This window comes from Sphingomonas sp. Leaf357, from assembly GCF_001423845.1.
Lineage (GTDB): Bacteria > Pseudomonadota > Alphaproteobacteria > Sphingomonadales > Sphingomonadaceae > Sphingomonas.
This window is the reverse complement of sequence record NZ_LMPM01000001.1, coordinates 1,046,516-1,067,821: the sequence shown is the minus strand read 5'-3', so window position 1 is coordinate 1,067,821 and position 21,306 is coordinate 1,046,516. Positions and strand designations below refer to the sequence as shown.

The 21,306-nt window shown below is 62.6% G+C and carries 15 protein-coding genes and 2 pseudogenes; 10 read left to right on the top strand and 7 right to left on the bottom strand.

The genetic code is table 11. The features are described from left to right. Positions 1-5: 5 nt before the first annotated feature. Positions 6-942, bottom strand: a pseudogene (locus ASG11_RS05050) (DUF5996 family protein). Between the two features lie 300 nt (positions 943-1,242). Between ASG11_RS05050 and ASG11_RS05045 the strand changes: the two are divergent. Then, entirely contained in the window at positions 1,243-1,965 is a 723-nt protein-coding gene (locus tag ASG11_RS05045) for a hypothetical protein (RefSeq protein WP_156363662.1), read from the top strand. A gap of 208 nt (positions 1,966-2,173) precedes the next feature. Here the strand turns inward: ASG11_RS05045 and ASG11_RS05040 are convergent. After that, a pseudogene (locus ASG11_RS05040) lies at positions 2,174-2,859 on the bottom strand (nitroreductase). A 227-nt stretch (positions 2,860-3,086) separates the two neighbouring features. Between ASG11_RS05040 and ASG11_RS05035 the strand changes: the two are divergent. Then, positions 3,087-3,764 (top strand): GntR family transcriptional regulator, encoded by a 678-nt coding sequence (locus tag ASG11_RS05035; protein ID WP_055775954.1) that lies wholly within the window; start codon positions 3,087-3,089, stop codon positions 3,762-3,764. Between the two features lie 2 nt (positions 3,765-3,766). Here the strand turns inward: ASG11_RS05035 and ASG11_RS05030 are convergent, their stop codons facing one another. Beyond that, positions 3,767-4,942, bottom strand: coding sequence for a cytochrome P450 (locus ASG11_RS05030; RefSeq protein WP_055775951.1), 1,176 nt, complete (start codon positions 4,940-4,942; stop codon positions 3,767-3,769). A 101-nt stretch (positions 4,943-5,043) separates the two neighbouring features. Between ASG11_RS05030 and ASG11_RS05025 the strand changes: the two genes are divergently transcribed. The 4 genes from ASG11_RS05025 to ASG11_RS05010 all read left to right on the top strand — a co-directional run bounded on the left by ASG11_RS05025 (position 5,044) and on the right by ASG11_RS05010 (position 10,913). Continuing rightward, the gene (locus ASG11_RS05025; protein WP_236697386.1) at positions 5,044-6,360 is read left to right on the top strand and encodes an MFS transporter; all 1,317 of its coding nucleotides are present in this window, start codon (positions 5,044-5,046) and stop codon (positions 6,358-6,360) included. A 73-nt stretch (positions 6,361-6,433) separates the two neighbouring features. Next, on the top strand, positions 6,434-8,647 hold the full coding sequence (locus tag ASG11_RS05020; protein ID WP_055775945.1) for a TonB-dependent receptor: 2,214 nt from the start codon (positions 6,434-6,436) through the stop codon (positions 8,645-8,647). 2 nt (positions 8,648-8,649) lie between these two features. Further along, positions 8,650-10,146: a hypothetical protein gene (locus ASG11_RS05015; RefSeq protein ID WP_055775942.1), complete on the top strand. Its 1,497-nt coding sequence runs from the start codon at positions 8,650-8,652 to the stop codon at positions 10,144-10,146. A gap of 20 nt (positions 10,147-10,166) precedes the next feature. Next, entirely contained in the window at positions 10,167-10,913 is a 747-nt protein-coding gene (locus ASG11_RS05010; RefSeq protein WP_168371698.1) for a hypothetical protein, read from the top strand. 953 nt (positions 10,914-11,866) lie between these two features. On the opposite strand, the gene ASG11_RS05005 is transcribed toward ASG11_RS05010, so the two are convergent. Together ASG11_RS05005 and ASG11_RS05000 are read right to left on the bottom strand one after the other, a co-directional pair. Further along, a complete protein-coding gene (locus tag ASG11_RS05005) occupies positions 11,867-12,583 on the bottom strand; it encodes an IS6 family transposase (protein WP_055775936.1) in 717 nt (238 codons plus the stop codon). 685 nt (positions 12,584-13,268) lie between these two features. Then, positions 13,269-13,985, bottom strand: coding sequence for an IS6 family transposase (locus ASG11_RS05000; protein ID WP_055775935.1), 717 nt, complete (start codon positions 13,983-13,985; stop codon positions 13,269-13,271). 283 nt (positions 13,986-14,268) lie between these two features. On the opposite strand from ASG11_RS05000, the gene ASG11_RS04995 reads away from it, so the two are divergent. The 4 genes from ASG11_RS04995 (at position 14,269) to ASG11_RS04980 (ending at position 18,920) form a co-directional block, all read left to right on the top strand. Continuing rightward, positions 14,269-15,021 (top strand): SDR family NAD(P)-dependent oxidoreductase, encoded by a 753-nt coding sequence (locus ASG11_RS04995; RefSeq protein ID WP_201781279.1) that lies wholly within the window; start codon positions 14,269-14,271, stop codon positions 15,019-15,021. 19 nt (positions 15,022-15,040) lie between these two features. Continuing rightward, positions 15,041-16,129 carry a Zn-dependent alcohol dehydrogenase gene (locus ASG11_RS04990; RefSeq protein ID WP_055775929.1) on the top strand — a complete coding sequence of 363 codons (1,089 nt, stop codon included), beginning with the start codon at positions 15,041-15,043 and terminating at the stop codon, positions 16,127-16,129. Between the two features lie 68 nt (positions 16,130-16,197). Beyond that, positions 16,198-16,731, top strand: coding sequence for a MarR family winged helix-turn-helix transcriptional regulator (locus tag ASG11_RS04985; protein ID WP_201781278.1), 534 nt, complete (start codon positions 16,198-16,200; stop codon positions 16,729-16,731). Next, positions 16,728-18,920 carry a PQQ-dependent dehydrogenase, methanol/ethanol family gene (locus ASG11_RS04980; RefSeq protein WP_055775923.1) on the top strand — a complete coding sequence of 731 codons (2,193 nt, stop codon included), beginning with the start codon at positions 16,728-16,730 and terminating at the stop codon, positions 18,918-18,920. Before ASG11_RS04985 ends, ASG11_RS04980 begins: the two co-directional genes overlap by 4 nt. Here ASG11_RS04980 and ASG11_RS04975 read toward each other — a convergent pair. Beyond that, the gene (locus ASG11_RS04975) at positions 18,898-19,863 is read right to left on the bottom strand and encodes a cyclase family protein (RefSeq protein WP_055775920.1); all 966 of its coding nucleotides are present in this window, start codon (positions 19,861-19,863) and stop codon (positions 18,898-18,900) included. The two genes, ASG11_RS04980 and ASG11_RS04975, sit on opposite strands and share 23 nt — an antisense overlap. After that, a complete protein-coding gene (locus ASG11_RS04970) occupies positions 19,860-21,176 on the bottom strand; it encodes an acyl-CoA dehydrogenase family protein (protein WP_055775917.1) in 1,317 nt (438 codons plus the stop codon). Before ASG11_RS04970 ends, ASG11_RS04975 begins: the two co-directional genes overlap by 4 nt. Positions 21,177-21,306: the final 130 nt, after the last annotated feature.

The window sequence follows — 21,306 nt, the reverse complement described above, 5'->3', positions numbered from 1 at the left end:
AAGACTTATTGGACTGCTCGCGGTATTTTCGGTCGTCCGAGCGGGCATTCGAGAGCTTCGCGGTTCCCATCGCCTAAATCGGCTGCGGCATTGTAGGTGGATCGGCAGAAGGACAGGAGCGCATCGTCTGGGTCTGACGCGATGCGTACCGCTTCATAAGGCAGGATAAATTCGCCTAGAGCCGCGTCATAGCGCCGCATCCGGCTCAACACGAGCCTCGGCATAGCCAAAAAGTGCAGGCCAAGCGTAGGCATAGGAGGCGGCATGTGGATATGCGTCGCTTTCTGGCCAAAATCCCAGGCTCGACTCTTGGTCACTATAGACCTCGACCGTTACGGCGTCGGGCAGGCCGGGAACGCCGCCGGGATGACGCGGCGCGGTTCGCCCCGAAAACCGCGTCGAGGCAAGATCGAAACTTCCCCAGAAGAAGTGCGTCGGGCTCGCCTTGCCAAGAAAGCCAGTGCGAAAATCGTCGAACACGCGCGTCGCCTGGATCAGCGCGCGCCAGAAGTCGCGCACCGCGTCCCCGTCATACGGACGTTCGGCGTGGTCCTCGGCAAACGGTACCGCGTCCGGCATCTCGATGGGGCTGCCATCCACCGATACGACGATGTTCAACTCGGCCAGCACGGCGAGCACGGCCGCGTGAAAAGCGGATGTCCGGCCGGCCACGAGAGGAATGCGACGCTCATCACCGTCGCTGGTCGTGAAAATCAAAGTATCGGCGAGAAAGTCGAACTCAATCTCGAGGATGCGCCCGCCCAGCCGTATCGGCGACGTCGTCAGCCCCCGAGCCGAGACGTAGAGCGGCACGTGCCAACTGTGATTGAGCCAGGGTGTGAGCGCGAGCCGGACCTTGCCGACGATCTGCGTGCGCAGCTGCAAGGCGATTGCGGTGTCGCGCCAACGCGACCATTCGATGTTAGGCCAGGCGTCAGGCATCGGGCGGCTCCGAATGGGGAATGTGGTGCCTTGCATAGGCGCAATGCGGAGAGTGTCCTCTCCGATCGGCGGCACTCCCCTATCATTGATACCTCAGCGTCCTAACAAACCGTCATTCGCCCTGGTCCGCCGACAAGCTCGGCGTAATAAGACTTTCACCTCGACCACATGATGTGGCGGTCTACCTTGGCGGACGGCAGGACGCCGAAGCTTCGCGCGTGCCCTTGCCTCTCCCTATTGCTCTCCACTCTAACCGCGCGCATCCTATCGACGATCCACTGACGCGATGGGGCAAGCGGCATGGCGACGGCAATTCATCGACCCATCAGAATGGCGGAGGAGCGCTGGTTCTTCTTCGTCATGTCGATTGTGATCTTCGCGACTGCGATCGCGGAATTTGGCTCCGACATCGTCGTCGGCCACGTCTGGTTCACTGATTTTCCATGGCAGGTCCATGTCCACGCGGTTGTCTTTACCTCCTGGATAGTTCTTTACGTCGTGCAGAATTGGCTGGTCGTGAATGGCCACAACATCATGCTGCATCGTCGGCTCGGCTGGCTTGGCGCGGGGATCGCGGCAATCATGGTGCCGCTTGGCATTGCGGCGACTGTGATGGCGATTGCGCGCGGGAGCATTGCGGGCATTTTTCCGCTCGGCTTTTTTCTGGCGATGGACATCCTCGGCATTTTCGGGTTTGCCGCGCTCACCTTCGCCGCGATCCGGCTGCGCAACCATGCGGGATGGCATAAGCGGCTGATGCTGTGCGGGACGGTGCTGGTGATCGCGCCAGGGATTGGGCGGCTGGTAGGCCCGCTGCCGCTTGGGGATTTCACACCGTTCGCGCTGTTCGCCGCAATCATGCTATACATCTTGATCGGCATCGTCTTCGACCTGATCGTTTTGCGGCGCATCCACCCCGCCTACTGGTGGGGCGCCGCCACGGTAGCGCTGCTACAGATGCTGGCTGGTCCTATCGGCTTCAGCCCGCCGGTCGTCGTGTTCGCCGAAAGGCTTGCTTCATAACCACCGCACGGGTCATCGGCGCGTTGGATCGAGTGCTAACGTACAAGAGAGATTGCACGGAATTACGGTACAGCTCAAACGACCCAAAAAGCGATATCGAGCGCCCCCGCGCCATTACCCCCAACCGGACGTTCATGCATCATGGGAGCCGGAGCTACTTCATCTGCCGCCGTTCACGGAGTGTAAGCTGCTGGCGAGAATGGTGATGCTAGATCCGCTGATCATCGAAGCCTACGAACACTGAAGCTTCTTCGAATGAACTCCGCTCCGACACAACAGAATTTGCGGGGAAGCTGTCGTTCGGCCATCCGAGCGCAATACCCTTCATGATAACCTGATAGTCGGCAATTCCGGCATGGTCCCGGACGACGGGGGATTGCATGATACCTTGGCTGTTGATTACCGCGCCCAGCCCTCGTGACCATGCGGCGTTCACAGCGCGGTCGCGACCGCCCCGCAGTCGAACGCGGTGTCGTCGCTCGTGGCGAGACTGCGGTCGTAGGTAATGATGATGCACACCGGTGCGTCGAACTGACGAAAACCTCGCAACACCCAGTCCTGCCGCGCATCTTTATCGTCGCGGGCGATACCCATGGCTGCGAAAAGTTGCTTAGCCACTACAATTTGTCGTTCGCGATGCGATCCGGCGAAAGCTTCGCCAGTGCGAAACTCGCGTGAATGTGGGAGGCCGGCGACCATCCGCTCGGTATTTCAAGCACGGATGCGGTCTAGCGCGTCGCCGGTCAGGACATAGAAATGATATGGCTGCGTGTTCATCGACGAAGGCGCTCGCATCGCAAGGGCGAGCACGTCTTCGATCAACGCGCGCGGTACCGGATCGGGGTTGTAGCCCCGGATGCTCCTTCGCCCGATGATCACTTCGTCAAAATTTATAGCGTGCCTCGTGGAACTGATGTCGTTGACTCGATACAAGCTTATCGACTGATGGCCATCTTACATGCCGCAGAAATGCCGACTTATTGGATTCGAACTAACCCGCTGGCACACGATTGCCGAAAAATCCGAATGACCCGTCGTATGATAGATATTCCCCCTGACGCGTTTCTGGCGATAGGGTCGTGCCTGCGGTTGATGGTGGCCGCGACGGCTGAGGCAGGATCATGGCGGCGCACGGCGAGGCGAAGGGGAACGACGGCGGCCCTGTCACCAGTAACGAAGTGGCCAACTGGGTAAGCGATCGCGTGAAGACCGGGCGCTTCGTTCCTGGCCAGCGCCTGATCGAAGGCGACATCATGCGTGCTACCGGCGCGTCGCGCAGCCGTGTCCGAGAGGCGTTGCAACGCCTTGAGGTCGAACGCTTGATCGTGATCGAAGAGTTTCGAGGCGCGTCGGTCCGAACGTTCAGCGATGCAGAAATGCGCCAGCTCTATCGGGTACGGATGGCACTTGAAGGCTTGGCTGCGCACGACTTCGCCGACGCCGATGAACCAAGTCTCAAGGCCGAACTCCAAGCGCTGCAGGATCAGCTCGATGCGTGCGAGCGCGCCAGCAACCGTGCCGGATTTAGCGCAATCAACGACGCGTGGCACGACCTGATCATCGCCGGCTCTCGCAACGACTATATTGCGACGTTCGTTCAGCGGCTACGCGTCCCATCCTATCGGCTTCTGTTCGCGACATTTCACAAATGGGATCGCATCGAACAGGCCAATGCCGATCATCGCGCGATCACCGCGGCGATCACAAGCGGGCGCGCCGAGGAGGCCGAGCGGCTGATGCGCGCGCATATCGGTGACGCGTTGGTCGCGATCGTTGAGGAAGTACGCCTCGCCGACTGATCTTAGCTGACGGCGAGCGGCACGTAGACCGGCCCGACTTCGGGCATACCGCTCATCCGCACTTCGCCTGCCAGAGCGATCTCGCGGGTATTGGCCAGCATCTCTCGGACGCCTGCCTGTAGAATGACGCGCGCCATCGCCATGCCGGCGCAGCGGTGCGGCCCCCTGCCGAATGCGAGATGTTCGTTGATATTGCGGCGGCCGAGGCGAAATTCGTCCGGATCCTCGAACACCGCCGCGTCCCGATTGGCCGACGTATAGGCGAGTGCGATCGGTTCGCCCGGCGCTATTTCGCGCCCATGCAGCACGACGCCGCTGCGCGAGGTTCGCGCGAAACCACGGTACGGCGTGTAGAGCCTCAGCATCTCTTCAGTCGCGGCGGGGATGAGTGACAAGTCGGCGCGCAGTTGCGCCTGCAGCGCGGGATCGCGCGCGAAATGCACCGCGACGCTGCCCAGGAACACCGGCGGCGCGACCAGCCCGACGACAAGGATCTGACGGACGCAGCCCAGCAGCATCTCGTCGTCCAGTGGCCCGCCGTCCTCGTCGCGCGCGGCGAGCAGCGAACTGACCGGATCGCGTTCGGCGTCGAGCGGTGCCACCCGGCGCGCAGCGATCAACGCGGCGGCAAGATCGTAGATCACTTGGCTGGTCCGCTCGACCGCAGTGACATCGAACGCTTCCCACGCCTTCACGAAATCCTTGGCGGTATGCCACAACAGATCGGTCTGGGTGTCGTCCAGCGCGAACCAATTGGCAAAGGCGAACGCCGGCAGCGGGCTGGAATAGAGTTCGACCAAGTCTCCGCCGCCCTTCGCCACGAACGCCTGCATGAGCCGCCGGGCATGTCCCTCGATCACCGGCGCGATGCCGGCAACCCGCTTCGGTCCCAGAGCGCGATCGATCGCGCGGCGATAGGGCGTCTGGGCGGGTGGATCGAGATGCAGCGGCGGGCGGCGGCGCGTGGCCGAACTTCCCGGCACCACGTTGCGAACCGTCGTCGTATATTCCTGCCAATCCTCCAACACCGCGCGGATGTCGGCATGACGCGTCAGCATCCAGAAACCATTGAACGCATCGCTATGCGCGACCGGACATTCCTGTCTTAAACGAGCGAACTCGCGGTGCGGCGAATCGAAATCTTCATGCGCCAGCGGGTTGTAGTCTTGTTCGCGCATCGGGGGATTATCGTGATCTACCACAAACATCTCGATTGTTGATGATTTCGTCGACATTATCGTGCAGCGTGATTTGGTCGGTGTCAATCGAGGAGAGGGATGTGCCAGAAAGCATGGCGGGTATTTTCGAGATGGATCGACCTAGAATGGAAGCTGCGTATCGCCGAACCTCGCGACGCGTCGTTTTGCCGCTGGCCTTACTGATCGTCCTGAGTTCGATCGACCGGGTCAATATCAGTTTCGCCGCGCTTCGCATGAACGCCGAACTCGGACTTGATCCCAAAGCCTATGGGTTTGGCGCCAGCCTGTTTTTCGTTGGGTATTTGCTGTTTCAATTGCCCAGTATGGCATTGCTCGCGCGCTGGGGTGCGCGCTGGTGGATTGCCGGTAGCGTGATTGGCTGGGGCAGCGCAGCGACGGCGATGGCGTTCATCAATACGCGCGAGCATTTCTACGCGCTGCGGTTCGTGCTCGGCATGTTCGAAAGCGGCTTCGCGCCGGGAGTGGTCTGGTACGTCAGCCAGTGGCTGCCACAGGAATATCGGGGTCGCTCGATCGGGCTGACTCTGCTCGCGATCCCGACGTCGGTGGTCATCGGTGGCCCGCTGTGCGGCGCGCTGATGACGCAGGACTTCGGGCTGATCGGCGGCTGGCGCCTCATGTTTCTAGTCGAAGGGCTGGTGACGATTGCTGCCGGGATCGCCGCTGCCTGCTGGTTCGTCGACCGGCCCGACCAAGCGCGCTGGCTGCCGGATGTCGAGCGCGAATGGACCAAGCGCACTATTGCCGCCGAACGCGCTGCGGTGGGCCTGCGCGCCGAGCCGGAGCCTCTATTGTCGGTACTGCGGCGCCTGCTGCCCTGGCTATGCGCCGGCCTCTGGTTCGTGCTGGTAACGGCATCGAATGTTATCATCTTCTGGCTGCCGACCGCGATCAAATCGTTCGGCACGCACGATCCGCTCGTTATCGGCTTGCTCAGCGCGCTGCCGTGGCTGGGAATCGGATTGGGCATGTATTTCAATGCCCATCATTCCGACCGCACCGGCGAGCGTTTCCGCCACATCGGCGCTGGCGCGCTACTCGGTGCCGCCGGTTTGACTGGTGCCGCACTCGCCAATAGCGGCGGTCCGGCGATGCTGTTTCTGATGGTCGGTGGCTTGGGCATTGGCGGTGCGCAGACGGTATTTTGGACCGTGCCGACCCGTTTCTTCGCCGACAATCCAAAAATGATCGCGACGATCAATCTCGTCGGCAATTTGAGCGGAGTGATCGCGCCGGCTCTGATCGGCTGGATCATCGCCAAGACGGCGAGCGTCTCGCTGCCGGTGTATCTGCTCGCGGCCTTACTGTTGGCTGGAGTCGGGCTGCTCGTTGCCATCCGCCAAAGCGAAAAAACCGATCATCAGCGAAATCGTTGACAATCTTTTAGCTATGCGACAAAACATGTTCCGACGAAGCGCGAAAAAGCGCTCACGTGCGGGGAGGATACACATGCGCCACACATCAATAACGGGCATCGCCCTCGTTATGGGCGTATCGACGCTATCGTTGGGGACGGCGGCGGCGCAGACCACCCCACCAACCGATTCCAGTCCGTTGCCCGACGCTACGGACGATGACCGGCTCGCCGAGATTGTCGTGACTGCTGAGCGGCGCGTCCAAAATCTTCAGGACGTGCCGATTTCCGCGACCGTGCTCGACGCCGACGCTCTAGCCAGCAAGGGCGTCAATTCAGCTGCCGACCTGCAGCAGGTGGCGCCATCGCTGGCGATCAGCACGGTCAACCGCTCCACCTTTGTCAATATCCGCGGTGTCGGGCTGGCGCAGTCGGCGCCGACGTCGGCGCCCGGCGTCGCCTTCTACATCGATGGGCAATTGCTGCCGCACGAACAATTCATCGCCCAGGCATTCTACGATCTCGGCTCGATCGAGGTGCTGCGTGGGCCGCAAGGAACGCTGACCGGACAGAATTCGACCGGCGGTGCGATCTACATCCGCACGCCCGAACCGAAGTTCGACGGCATCTCCGGTTACATCGAACAGAGCGCCGGAAATTACGACAGCTACAAGACCGTCGGTGCGATCAACCTGCCGTTCAGCGACAATGTCGCGATCCGTGTGGCTGGCACTTATGATACACGCGACAGCTTCACCCGCAACATCGGCCCCAGCGCGAGCCAGCCGGGGCGGGGCAACCTGATTGCCGGTCGCTTCAATCTCGCCGCGCGTTCGTCCGACGATCGCATTCACGCCAATCTGCGCTTCGATGCTTTTCGCGGCCGGTCGGACAACAATGCGGTCAAGCGGCGCGGCGATCTCGTCTCGCTCGATCCGTTCGTGATAGAAGAGGATGCGCATTCGTTTCAGAACCAAGATGGCTACCGTATCGCCGCCGAGTTCAAATTTCCGGTAACCGACAATATCGGTTTGCGCACGATGAGCGCGTACCAGAACATGAAGACGGTCGATCAGGCCGACGGCGACCGCACCGCCACCGCTCTGCCGCGCCCTCCCGCAGCAAACGTTGGCCGCGTTTCCGATGGCTACACGAAATACGACACGCTGATCAATGAAGTGAACTTGCTGTCGACGGGTAAGGGACCGTTCAGCTGGGTGATTGGCGGTTTCTACCTTGACGAAAACATCGATACATCGGTGACGCGCGACAACAACAATGTTCGCGATTTTGTGTCATCGACCTCGACCATCGCGACACGCGCACGTAACGTCTCGAAATCCGTTTTCGGCCAGGTCAATTGGTACATCACCCCAAAGATCGAGCTGCTGGCTGGGGCCCGCAACAGCTGGGACAAGCAGATCTACGATCGCAATATAGTCGCCAGCGTGGTGCAGAACCCCGCGACGAAGCGCGGCATCCAGAAATCCAACGAGTGGACCGGCAAGGCGGGTATCAACTACCACGCCGGTGCGTCCTTGGTCTATGTCACTGCATCGAAAGGTTATAAAGCGGGCGGCGTGAACCTTACGGTCGGCACGCCGGGATTCCTGCCCGAGCGCAACATCGTTTATGAGGTCGGGTTCAAGACGACGATCCTCGATCGACGGTTGCGCCTGAACGGCGACGTGTTCCATTCGGACTACAAAGACATTCAGCTGAACAGTCTGTTGAATGGGCTGCCGACCACGCAGAATGCGGCGTCGGGCAAGGCCAAGGGCGCGGAGCTGGAAATCACCGGCCAATTTGGGGGGTTGGGCTTCAATTTCGGCGGCGGTTATCTTGATGGTGAATTCGCCAATACCAGCTGCATCAACGATACCAACAATCCTGCGGGCAACCGCGCTTCCTGCCCGTCCGCTTCATCGACCCAGGCTGACAGCGTCGTCACCAAAGGCAATAGATTGCCATATTCGCCAAAGTGGACGCTGAACGGCGGCGTGCAATATGCCGTGCGAGCCGGTGACACGTTGACGCTCACGCCGCGTCTACAGTGGAACCACCAGTCCGAGCAGATCACCACGCCGTTTCGCAGCGTCCGCACGATCGTACCCGCGCGCGATGTTTTCGACGCGCGGTTGACCGCAGACTTTGACAATCGCTTTCGCCTTGAGGCGTTCGTGATGAATTTCACCGACAAGACCTATATCGCCTCGCAGATCCAGAGTTCATCGAGCGCGGACGGCGGAATCATCTATGGTGCGCCTCGGACGTACGGGTTGCGCGCGGTCGTCAAGTTCGGCCGCTGAGAATGCGATATCGCGTCCTAGCTACGGCATGCGCGATCTTCGCCATCAGCGTCGTCGCCGCGCAGCAGCGGACGCCGCCTGATCGTTGGTGGCAGCCAGGCGATGGCCGTATCTTCCCCGCGTCGTTGAGCTACGAAAACCCGACCGGCAGCGTGAAACTGTTGCTCGATGGCGGCCCGATGGCGACGAAGGGCCACCCGTTCTTCACTGCACTCGGTCCCAATGGACGCGCCTGTGTCACGTGCCACCAGCCGGCAGCGGCGATGACCCTGTCGGTGGTAGACGTGCAGCGGCAATGGACGCGCGCGGGAGCGCGCGATCCGCTGTTCGCTGCGGTGGACGGTTCGAATTGTCCCAGTCTGCCGCAAGGCGAACGAGCATCGCATTCGCTGCTGCTCGACCACGGGCTGATCCGAATCGCGCGGTCGTGGCCGCCACGCGACCTGTCCGGCGCACCGATCGTGCCTGATTTCACGATTAGCGTGGTGCGGGATCCCGCTGGGTGCAACGCCGATCCCAAATGGGGCCTGAAGTCAGCCGATCCGCACATCTCGGTCTATCGTCGCCCGCGCCCGGTGGCCAATTTCAAGTTTATTGAGGCGATGGGCTTCGCCTATGATCCAAAGGCCGGCCTGCCGCTATCGCTTGATCCCGACACGAACAAGCCAGTCAGTGGCAATCTGATGGCCGACGGGCGGGTGCCGTCGCTGACCGCGCAGATGCGCGATGCGGCAAGCACCCATCTGGCGTTCCTGAAAAAACTGGATCGCGCGGACATCGCGCGGATCCTCGATTTCGAGCGGCGGGTGTATGTGGCGCAGGCCGTCGATATCGCGGGTGGCGCGCTCGATGCCGATGGCGCGGAGGGCGGGCCGGGCAAGCTCCAGCGCTCGGCTCCCGGCCGGCTTGGCAGTCAGGGCACGCCTGTGTGGAGCGAGTTTGCCGCGTGGGAAAAAATATCTGACGCCGATCGCGCGAAGTTGTCCCCCGCTGTGGTCGCGTTTCGCGACTCGGTTGCGCGCGGTGCCCGCGTGTTCCGCGACAAAACCTTCCTGATCAGCGACACCGCCGGGATCAATTCGCCCATAGGCTTCGGCAACCCGGTCCGCAACAGCTGCGTATTCTGCCATAACATGACCTATATGGGCATGGACGTCGCGCCAGGACAGGTCGATCTGGGTACAACAAATCAACCGTTCGCCGATCCGATGCCATGGCTTCCGCTGTTTCGCGTGACCTGCACCGGCAAACCTCATCCGCATTACGGCCGGACTATCCTGACGAGCGATCCAGGATATGCGCTTACAACGGGGCGCTGCGCAGATGTCGGGCGGATCACCCTGCAATCCATGCGCGGTCTGGGCGCGCGCGCGCCGTACTTCTCGAACGGTAGTGCGACGAATTTGCGCGGGATCATCGATTTCTATGAGCGTCGCTACAGCATCGGCTACACCGAGCGCGAGAAGCAGGACCTCGTCAACCTGATGCGGGCGCTGTGAATTCCGTCTGGGCCGCGATCGTGGCACTGGTCGCGACCGGCGCCACGCCTGCGAGCGAAGACCTGCGCTTTGTAGCCTGCCCGATCTACCGCGACACCGATGCCGGCAAGAAATCTGGCTGCTGGCTGGCCGACGACCCTGCCACTGGTCTGCGCTACGACGTCAGCCTTTCGCCGACCAAGCCAGACTGGAACCACGCGGTGCTCGTCGAGGGGCGGGCGGCGTCGCCCGGCGCTCAACCCTGCGGCGGTGCGGTGCTCGAACCGGTCCGCGTGTCGGTCCTCGACGAGTCCTGCACCCGGTTCAAGCTGGAGGCTGAAAGTTTCCCCGGCCGGACGTTCGCGCTCCCCACGCGCAACGTGCGCCCGCTGTACGAAGCAAGGGTTGCGCAGACGCGGCCTTTCCTCCCGCGTCGTTTCTCGATTCCGTTCGATTTTGGCAGCAGCTTCATCGTTTATCAGCTCGGTGACTATTATCTCGACGGCGCCATCAACTACGCGCTCGACGTTTTGCCGGTGCGCATTACTATCACCGGTCATGCCGATACCGAACCCGCAGAGGTGTCAGGACGGCGCATCGCCGAGCCGGCCTCCTTAGCGCGCGACCGCGCCGATCGCGTCGCGCAGGCGCTGGTCTTGCGCGGAATTTCGCGCGCCGCAATCACGATCACGACCGACGACCGCGAAGGTCCAGGCAATAACGAAGCATTCGACGGCTTAAACGCCGCGTCAGGGCGCCGCGTCGAAGTAGCCATAAGCCCGCAGTGAGGCTGAGACGAGGCAGATTTCGCAAAGTTTAATGCGATGAGCGAGGCTCGCAAAGCAACAAAGAAGGTCAAGAAGCCGACACTTAAGGGAAACGCAGAGTCGTAGCCGGGTTCGACCGGCAGGACTACTGGTATTCGAAGCGAAATCGTTGAGCGGGTAAATCCTCACACGTTGTCGAACAATATCATGCTTCACGAATCTCGTCGAGCGAGCCGGGGCGGCGGCAGTCGGCGCAGCAGTTTCCGGGTACCTCGGCTGAACGAATGGCGGCTCACCGCTTCCGGTCTCTTAAAGCGTCCATTCCGCTTTCCACCAATAATCCAACGATCGGATGCTGGGCTATGGCCGCAATGCAGGGCTCGGGAGCGACCACCTCTCGCTCAGCTCAGCGCTTGCGCAGCGGATCAAAGATACGCAGGTCGACGCACATGTTCGCGGCTGGGAGAACACCAGCGACCACCAGCCCGTGTGGATCGAACTCAAATCAACGCGAACCCGCCGCCGCTAATCAATCGACGTCCGCGTCAGCGAACCAAGCCGCGTAGGGCGTCGTGCGGGCCATGCGTCGATTGAAATCTGGCGCCCCGTCCGTCCGCCAGACAGGCTCGCGTTCGCCGAGCGCCACTTTAGCTGCATCTACCTCGGCATGCGCGAGGTCTTACGCCGCCGCATCGTTTATGCTGGCGCGGCGGCGACAGCGCGCCTGGCATCCATCAACCGCGCCACCAGTACTTCCCGCTGGGCAGCAGACAGTGATGGCTCTGACGTACGCCAGAGCCGCCCCCGCACGACAATGTACCGACCATCGGGAGTGGTCAGCGGCGGTACGGCATCACGCCTTTTTGAGATGGCGTTCGACCGCGTCAGCACTGTTTCCAACCGCCGCAACAGTGCTGTCAGTCTAATGCGAACCGCTCTCCGAACAATGCAGTTCGGTCCTTGAGCGCGACCGCCTAGCTTGCGACGATGCTCCACTCAGCCAGCGCGGCTGAGCGGCGTTCCTTGTAGGTCTGGCGATCAACGAGATGGCGCTCGAGATTGAAGTGGTTGAGGACGTTGGCATGCACGCTGGCAAACTTTTGTAGCGTCTTCATCCGCCTGAATCTAAGCATCGCCCGCTCCCGTCGTCGGAACGGCAGATGGCTGTTCTCGACCCGGTTGTTAGCCCAGCGTTCGACCTCCTGCTTCTCGGTGTTGCCAAGCTCTTTCATAGCTGCACAATAGGAGCGCAAACCGTCGGTGGTGATCGCCTCCGGGCAACCGTGACGCTTCAGCGCCTTCTTCATGAAGCGAAGCGCTGCGTCCTTATCGCGGGTCCTGGTGATGTAGCTTTCGAGTATCTCGCACTCGTGATCGACCGCCCGCCAGAGGTAAACCATCTCGCCGTTCAACTTCACGTACATCTCATCGAGATGCCAGCGCCAGTGACGAAACCCGCGCATGCGCGAGGCGCGCTGCCGGCGGATGTCCCCAGCGAACATCGGCCCAAACCTGTTCCACCACATTCGCACCGTCTCATGACAGATGTCGATGCCGCGCTCGAAAAGAAGGTCCTCCACATTGCGTAGCGACAGTGGAAAACGAACGTACATCATCACAACCAGGCGGATCACCTCGGGCGACGAGTTGAAGTAGCGGAACGGGCTGGCAGGCTTGCGGGGGCGGGGCATGCCTACGGCCCTGCCCCGCCCCGCCTAACGTTTGGTGCATTTAGTCTGACAAAGCCGTTAAACGACGTCGGACGCGCCCTGATGCCCGTTGAAAATTCCCTGTTATTTCGTCTAGGGAATTGACACTCCAAGCCTCTGGAAAAATCGATATTTGGTCCAGCCGAACGGCTTGTCCGGTGACGCATTTTATCTGGTTTCCCTGTAAAAGCGAGGTTGTCAGGGATTTGCTCGCTGTAAAACAAGTCCTATTGGCTGCTCTGGCCGGCGGCCCGGAAGCGTCGGAGAAGGCTTGAGCCGACCGGAATCACGATTGCTGTCAGCTCATATTTGGATCTCTCAAACGAAAAATGGCGCAAAATTGCGCCATTTTTTTGGGACTGAACGCCAGCTCATCCTCGAATTGTCGGCTTCTTCACGGCGGCAAGTGGGTGGTTTCTTCGCGCCAGTGCATTCGATACCAAACGAATTTGCCGCAGAGAAAAATTCTGAGAATTGGGTACTTTCGGGTTTTCCCTGACTCTCCGCAGTACCAAGTCAAAACCACAACGCGCGAATTCGCGCCATTCTCGGCGCCTTTTCGCGAGAAAATCTATGCAGTTCAATATGTTAGAACTGACTGGCGGTGCTGTCAGTCTAATGCGAACCGCCCTCCACACGATGTAGTTCGGTCTTTGAACGCGTTCGCCTAGCTTGCGATTTTGCTCCACTCAGCCAGCGCGACTAAGCGGCGTTCTTTGTAGGTCTGGCGGTCGACTAGATGGCGTTCGACGTTAAAGTGGTTGTGGACGTTGGCGTGTACGCTGGCGAACTTCTGTAACGTCTTCATCCGCCTGAACCTGAGCATCGCCCGCTCTCGTCGTCGGAACGGCAGATGGCTGTTCTCCACCCGGTTGTTGGCCCAGCGTCCGACCTCCTGCTTCTCGGTGTTGCCAAGCTCTTTCATGGCTGCGCGATAGGAGCGCAAACCGTCGGTAGTGATTGCCTCCGGGGTCCCGTGACGCTTCAGCGCCTTTTTCATGAAGCAAAGCGCTGCATCCTTATCTCGTGTCCTCGTGATGTAGCTCTCGAGGATCTCGCCCTCGTGATCGACCGCCCGCCAGAGGTAGACCATCTCGCCATTCAGCTTCACGTACATCTCGTCCAGATGCCAGTGCCAGTGGCGGAACCCGCGCATACGCGAGACGCGCTGCTGGCGGATGTCGCCAGCGAACATCGGCCCGAACCTGTTCCACCACATGCGTACCGTCTCGTGGCAGATGTCGATGCCGCGCTCGAAAAGGAGGTCCTCCACGTTGCGCAGCGAAAGTGGGAAACGGACATACATCATCACTACCAGGCGGATCACCTCGGGCGAGGAGTTGAAATAGCGGAAGGGGCTGGCAGGCTTGCGGGGACGAGGCATGCCAAGGGCCCTACCCCGCCCCGCTTAACGATTGGTGCATTTGGTCTGACAGAGCCCTCTCCTATCATTGTGGGTTTGCGCATTGCAGCGCCGGAGCGGTGTAAGTCTTCTGCAAGATCGCTCCCGGTGAGGCCTTGCTGTTTCAGACCCTTTCATGCAGCGCAACGCCGCGTCCCATCGATATAGTGTATGTGCGTATGATATGCTAATTTCCGGTTGACTGAATTTGCGAGAGTCGCGAGATGGGCGGATGGGATCTTCACCTGCAGACAGCGTTGAACGGATGAATACTTTTGCGGCGCAGGTCGCCTTCGTCACGGGCGGTGGCAGCGGTCTTGGCGCCGCCATCGCGACACAATTGATCGCGCAGGGCGCCTCTGTGGCGATCGCCGACCGCGACAAGGAGGCCGCGGAACGGATCGCCGCCGCGCTCGACCCCTCGGGCGAGCGCGCCCTCGCCATCGGCGTGGACGTGACGGACGACGCTCAGGTCGCCGCCGCGATCGGCACAGCCGACGCGCGGTTCGGGCGCCTCGATCTGGCGGTGAACAGCGCCGGCATCGTCCATCCCGCCAAGCGCGCGGGCGACCTCGCCGAGGCGGACTGGCGCCGCGTGATCGACACCAACCTGACCGGCCTGTTCCTGTGCCAGCGCCATGAAATCGCGGCAATGCTGCGTGGCGGCGGCGGCGCGATCGTCAACGTCGCATCGGCCTTGGGCGTGATCGGCGGAGTCGGCAGCGCGGCCTATGCCGCGTCCAAACACGGCGTCATCGGGCTGACCAAGGCATCAGCGCTCGACTATGCGACGCGCGGCATCCGCATCAACGCGGTGGCGCCGGGACTGATCGAAACGCCGCTGCTAGACAATTGGATAGACGACGCAACCAAGGCACAGCTGCGCGCGCTGCACCCGATTGGGCGGCTCGGCACGGCGGCGGAAGTCGCCGAACTCACCTGCTTCCTGCTGTCCCCCGCCGCCGCCTTCATCACCGGATCGGTGCACATGATCGACGGCGGCTGGACCGCGCAATGACCAAAACCGCGAGGCCGATGTGAAAGCCGCTATCCTTCATCAACCCGGAACGCCCCTGACGATCGAGGATGTGACGCTCGGCGATCCCGGTCCGTTCGAGATCAGGCTGCGCACCGTGGCGTCGGGGCTGTGCCATTCCGATCTCAGCATCATCGACGGGCACATGCCGTGGCGCTTTCCCGCGCTGATGGGGCACGAGGCCGCCGGCGTGGTCGAGGCGGTCGGCGCCAGCGTCACCCGCATCAAGGTCGGTGATCACGTCGTGACCAGCCCATCGGCCTATTGCGGCGCGTGCGAGGATTGCCTGGGCGGGCATATGAGCCTGTGCGAGACGCCGGGCAATCGCCGCGCCAAGGGGGCGCCGCCCAAGATCGCGCTGGGATCGGCCACCGTCTTCCCGTTTTTCGAACTGGGCGGTTTCGCCGAGGCGATGCTGATCCACGAGCGCAATTGCGTCGCGATCCGCAAGGACATGCCGCTCGACCGCGCCGCGCTGCTCGGCTGCGCAGTGACGACCGGGTTCGGCGCGGTGGCGCGCTCCGCTAAGGTGCAATTGGGCGAGACGGTCGCGGTGATCGGCTGCGGCGGCGTCGGCCTCGCAACCATCAACGCGGCCGCGGTGGCGGGGGCGTCGCGGATCATCGCGATCGACCGCGTCGCCGCCAAGCTTGATGCCGCGATTCAGATGGGCGCGACCGACATCGTCGATGCCAGTACCACGGATGCAGTCGAGGCGGTGCGCGAACTGACCCGCGGCGGCGTGCATCACGCGATCGAGGCGATCGGGCTGAAGGCGACGATCGAGCAGGCCTTTGCCATGCTCAGGCGCGGCGGCACCGCGACGATCCTCGGCATCCCGCCGCAGGGCGTGAAGCTCGAACTCGCGGCGATGGATTTTTTCGGCGAAAAGAAAATTCAGGGATCGCTGATGGGATCGAACCAGTTCCCGGTCGATATCCCGCGCTATGTCGACCTGTATCTGCAGGGCCGCATGAAGCTCGACGAGCTGATTTCGCGTCGCATCTCGCTCACCGATATCAACACCGCATTCGACGAGATGCGCGGCGCCACGGTCATCGCGCGGTCGGTGATTGAGTTCCCGGCATGATGCGGGCAAGTTTGACGTTTACCCGGCAACCGCCTGGCATGGCCGGCAACCAAAAGGCGAGAATGCGCATGGCCATCGGTAAGCCGCGGATCACCCGCAAAGACAAGCCCCAGGCGACGCCGTTTCGCTTCGGCTTCCTGGTCCACGACGTCTCCCGTCTCAGGCGAACGTTGTTTGATCAGGAAATGAAACCGCTCGGCGTCACCCGGTCGCAATGGTCGGCGTTGGCGGCCTTGTCGCGCCACCCGGATCAGGGGGTGACGCAGGTCGATCTGGCGCGGTTGCTTGAGGTCGGCAAGGTAACGATCGGCGGGCTGATCGATCGGCTGGAGGCGTCGGGGCTGATCCGGCGCGTGCCCGACAAGATCGACCGGCGGGTGAAACGCGTGTTCATCACCGACAAGGGGTACGACGTGATCGAGGAGATGCAGATCCACGGTCGTGTGCAGAACCAGTATATCCTGGAAGGCGTCTCGCCCGAGCATCTCGCGATCACTCTGGAGACGCTCGATCGCGTGCGCTCCAATATCCGCAAGAAGATCGTCACGGCGGTCGAGCTGGATGTCGCGGATGACGAGGGCGGACCGGCGATCGGCGAATGACGTTCCGCCGCGACCGGCGCGCGGACCGGATCGTCGTGGGCGTCGCGGCGCTGGCCCTGGCGACCGCCTGCACGCCGCGCGATGCATCTCGGTCGAACGATGCGGTCGCCGGCAAGATCGACGGCGCGTTTCTCGCCGGCGGTGGCGATGGCCGCGACTGGGCGATGACGGGATACAATTATCAGGAGCAGCGCTTTTCGCCCCTAAAGCAGATCAACGCCGGCAACGTCGCGCGGCTGGGCCTTGCCTGGCACGCCGACCTGCCCGATGCGCGCGGCCAGGAAGCGACGCCGATCGTCATCGACGGCAAGTTGTTCGTCAGCGGCCCGTGGTCGAAGGTATTCGCGTTCGACGCGGCAAGCGGCCAGCCGCTCTGGACGTTCGATCCCGAAGTACCCCGCGACAAGGCCGCCGAGGCGTGCTGCGACGTCGTCAACCGCGGCGTCGCGGCGTGGAAGGGCCGACTGTATGTCGGCACGATCGACGGGCGGTTGATCGCGCTGGACGCCGCCACCGGCAAGGCGGATTGGTCGGTGCAGACCACCGACAAGACCAAACCCTATACCATCACCGGCACCCCTCGCGTGGTGAACGACATGGTGATCATCGGCAATGGCGGCGCCGAATTCGGCGTGCGCGGCTATGTCACCGCGTATGACGCCGCGACCGGCGCCAAAAAATGGCGCTTTTATACCGTCCCCGATCCCAGCGGCGCGCCCGACGGCGAAGCGTCCGACGCGGCAATGCGCCGGGCGGCGCCGACCTGGTCGAAGGGCGGACAATGGCGGCAATCGGGCGGCGGCGGCACGGTGTGGGATTCGATCGTCTATGATGCCGAGCTCGACCAGCTCTATCTCGGCGTCGGTAACGGATCACCGTGGAACCACGGCCTTCGGTCGGAGGGGCAAGGCGACAACCTCTTCCTGTCCTCGATCGTCGCGCTGAAGCCGGAAACCGGCGCCTATCTGTGGCATTATCAGGAGACGCCGGCGGAGACGTGGGATTTCACCGCGACCCAGCCAATCAATCTGGCGACGCTGACCATCGCCGGACGCCCACGCAAGGTGCTGATGCAGGCCCCCAAGAACGGCTTTTTCTTCGTGATCGATCGCACGAACGGGCAGCTGATCGATGCGAAGACATTCGTGCCGACGGTCAATTGGGCCAGTGGCTATGACATGAAGACCGGGCGGCCGATCGAGAACCCGGCGGCGCGCTATTACAAGACCGGCAAGCCGTTCCTCGCCATGCCCAGCGCCATCGCCGCGCATAACTGGCAGCCGATGAGCTTCAATCCGCGCACCGGCCTGGCCTATATCCCGGCGCAGGAAGCCGGTATGGTCTATAGCGCGGCGGCGACGCCCGACGCGCGGGCGCGGCGGCCGATCGGCTACAATACCGGCATCGATACCAGCGGGATGTATCCGCGCGACGCGGCGGTGATCAAGGCGGCGACCGCCGCGACGAAAGGAAGCCTGATCGCCTGGGATCCGGTCGCCGGCAAAGCGCGCTGGCGCGTGGACTATCCGACACCGGGCAATGGCGGCACGATGACGACGGCGGGTAATCTCGTTTTCCAGGGCACGGCCTTGGGCGAATTCCGCGCCTATGCCGCCGATACCGGCAAGCAATTGTTCGCTTTTCCGGCGGGATCAGGGATCATGGCCGGCGCGGCGACTTACCAAATCGGCACGCGGCAATATGTCGCGGTGCTGACCGGGCGGGGCGGCGCGCTGCCACTGTCGATGGGCTATGCGATCGGCGCGGCGCGCGACGTGCCGAACGTGCCGCGACTGCTCGTCTTCGCGCTCGGCGGCAGCGCGACGCTGCCCGCCCCGCCGGCCAAGGATACATCGCTGCCGGCGGCACTCCCGACGGACACCGGCAGCGCGCAAGAGATTGCCGGCGGTCGCGCGCTGTTCGGCCGCTATTGCCAGGTCTGCCACGGGGCGAGTGCCGCCGGCGGCGGCGTATTGCCCAATCTGCAGCGCTCGTCGACGCTGGGCAATGCCGATGCCTGGCGCGCCATCCTGATCGACGGCGCGCTGAAGGAGCAGGGCATGGTCGGCTTCGCCCGCGTGATGACCCCCGATCAGGCGCAGCAGATCCGCCGCTACGTCATCGACGAAGCCCGCTGGGCACGCCGCCACATCGACGGCGCGAAGGTCACTTCACCACGATCGGATTGACTGGCGCGCCCGTGCCGCCGACCACCTTCAACGGTGCGGCGGCGTACAGGAACGTATATTGCCCGTCCGCCGCGCAATCGTCGGCCAGCGCATCGAGCTGCGCGATCTCGGTAAAGGCGACACCGAGATTGCGCATCAGCGCGATGTGTAGCGGCAACATCACGCCGCTGACCGGATCGACGGTTGTCTCGTTGGCCATCGTATCGGTGACGAGGTTGGGGATCTCCATCTCGGCAAACCACTGCGCCAGTGAGCGCGAATAGGTCAGCCCCGGTTCGCGGAAATCGCGGTAGAATTCCGCCGCGCCCATTTCATAGAAGGCACCGATCCAGCCAGTGCGGATGATCAGGATGTCGCGCTTCTCGATATCGACGCCCTGCACCGCCGCCGCCGCGAGCAGATCGGTGTGATCGAACGTCTCGCCCCGATCCAGCACGCGCTTGCCCCGATGCCGCGCGATGTCGATCAGCACCGCGCGGCCGACGACGCCGCGCTCGGCGATCGGCAGCACGCTGGCTTTGGTCATGCGCCGCGCGGTGGTCTTCGCGTCATAGCCGTTCCACAGCTGGTCCTCGCACCAGACATGGCCGAGCGCGTCATATTGCGTCGATCCCTGGAGATACATGATCAGCATGTCGTCCGCCGCCTCGGCATGGCCAGGCACCTCGACGCCCTTGCCGCAGGCGTAATCGCCCTTGTCGAGCAGGTTGACGTGCGTGCACTGCGCGCGTCCCGGCCAGATCGGATCGCCGCCGGGCGCGCCGATCTGCACCTGCAACGTGAACGTCCGGCCCTGCCGCACCGCCGCGACGCCGCGCAGCACTTCCGTCGGGCCGAGATAGTTGAGCGATCCGACCTCGTCGTCGGGGCCCCATTTGCCCCAATTCTTCGGCGCATCGCGCGTCAGGTCGGCGACCGAGGGGGGCTGCACATCCTGCGTCATGCCGCGCCTCCCTTGGCATCGGCGAGCGCCGCGAACTCGCGGCGGCGCGGGCCGATATACCCGAACAGATAGGCCGCCACCTTGCGTATCTGGATTTCCTCCGCGCCTTCGGTGATGCGGTAGCGGCGGTGATGACGATATATATGCTCAAACGGCTTGTGGCGGGAATAGCCGATCCCGCCATGCACCTGCATCGCCCGGTCGGCGGCATCGCAGCACAGCCGGTTAGCCCAGTAATTGCACATCGCCACTTTGTCAGACAACGTCTTCTCGATCTCGTCGCGTGGCATACGGTCCATCTGCCAGGCGGTCTGGCGGATCAGCAGGCGCAGCATCTCGACCTGCGTCGCCAGTTCGACCAATGGGAACTGGATGCCCTGGTTTTCGGCCAGCGCCTTGCCGAACGGCTTGCGATGCCGGGCATATTTCACGCTTTCCTCGATGCAGAATGCCGCCGCGCCGAGCGACGAGGCCGCTTGGCGGATGCGATTCTCGTGCACGAAATGCTGCGCCAGCGTCAGCCCATGATCGACCTGCCCGAACAGCGCCGATTCGGGCACCCACACATCGGTGAACGACACGCGCGGATGGTCGGTCGGCATGTTGAAGGTCCAGAGATATTCCTCGATTCTGACGCCCGGCGCATCGGCGGGGACGAAGAAGGCGGTGATGCCGGTCGCGGCGCCGTCGTCGCCTGACGTGCGCGCGAACAGGATGCAGTGCGTCGCGCTGTGCATGCCCGTGGTCCACATCTTCTCGCCGTCGATCCGCCAGCCGGCGACGCCGCCCCGCGTCTCGCGCACCGCGCGCGTCTTCATGAAGGTGGCGTCGGAGCCATGATCCGGCTCGGTCAGCCCGAACGTGCATCGGCGCGTGCCCTCCAGCGTGCCCTGGATAAATTCAGCACGCTGCTCGGGCGTGCCGTACTGCGCGAAGACATGGATTTGCGGGAAGTTGCCGACCACCGAATGTTCGGTCTGCAGATCGTTGTGCAGCCCAAGGCCCTGCGCCGCGAAATGCTCGCGGATCACCGCCATCCACAAGTTCGAGCCGCCCTGCCCGCCGAACTCGACCGGCAAGGCGAAGCGCCAATATCCCGCCGCATCGGCGCGGCGCCGCGCTTCCTCCAGCAGATCTTCCCATTCCTGGCGCGGCAGCCCGTCGCGATCCCAGTCGGTGCGCGCCCATTCGCGGCGATGGTCGAAGAAGCGCATATTGTCGTCCGCCTGCTGCAGCGGGGTGATCTCGGCGGCGATGAACGCATCCAGTTCGCCAAGATACGCCTTCAAATCGTCCGGTAGCTCGAAATCCACGCCGCCTCTCCTGCAGGTTCATGCCGACCTTAGTGGACGTTTGACATCGCGTATAGTGGTGATACAAACGGTATGGTAGCGAACCATTATTAGAGAGTGATCGATCGGGTCACCTGAACCGCCGACACGG

Coding starts and splice junctions, on each gene's coding strand:
- ASG11_RS05015 (WP_055775942.1), top strand. CDS start 8,650: ATGCGATATCGCGTCCTAGCTACGGCATGCGCGATCTTCGCCATCAGC.
- ASG11_RS05030 (WP_055775951.1), bottom strand. CDS start 4,942: ATGCGCGAACAAGACTACAACCCGCTGGCGCATGAAGATTTCGATTCG.
- ASG11_RS05045 (WP_156363662.1), top strand. CDS start 1,243: ATGGCGACGGCAATTCATCGACCCATCAGAATGGCGGAGGAGCGCTGG.
- ASG11_RS05000 (WP_055775935.1), bottom strand. CDS start 13,985: ATGCCTCGTCCCCGCAAGCCTGCCAGCCCCTTCCGCTATTTCAACTCC.
- ASG11_RS04995 (WP_201781279.1), top strand. CDS start 14,269: ATGAATACTTTTGCGGCGCAGGTCGCCTTCGTCACGGGCGGTGGCAGC.
- ASG11_RS05005 (WP_055775936.1), bottom strand. CDS start 12,583: ATGCCCCGCCCCCGCAAGCCTGCCAGCCCGTTCCGCTACTTCAACTCG.
- ASG11_RS04980 (WP_055775923.1), top strand. CDS start 16,728: ATGACGTTCCGCCGCGACCGGCGCGCGGACCGGATCGTCGTGGGCGTC.
- ASG11_RS05020 (WP_055775945.1), top strand. CDS start 6,434: ATGCGCCACACATCAATAACGGGCATCGCCCTCGTTATGGGCGTATCG.
- ASG11_RS05035 (WP_055775954.1), top strand. CDS start 3,087: ATGGCGGCGCACGGCGAGGCGAAGGGGAACGACGGCGGCCCTGTCACC.
- ASG11_RS04975 (WP_055775920.1), bottom strand. CDS start 19,863: ATGACGCAGGATGTGCAGCCCCCCTCGGTCGCCGACCTGACGCGCGAT.
- ASG11_RS04985 (WP_201781278.1), top strand. CDS start 16,198: ATGGCCATCGGTAAGCCGCGGATCACCCGCAAAGACAAGCCCCAGGCG.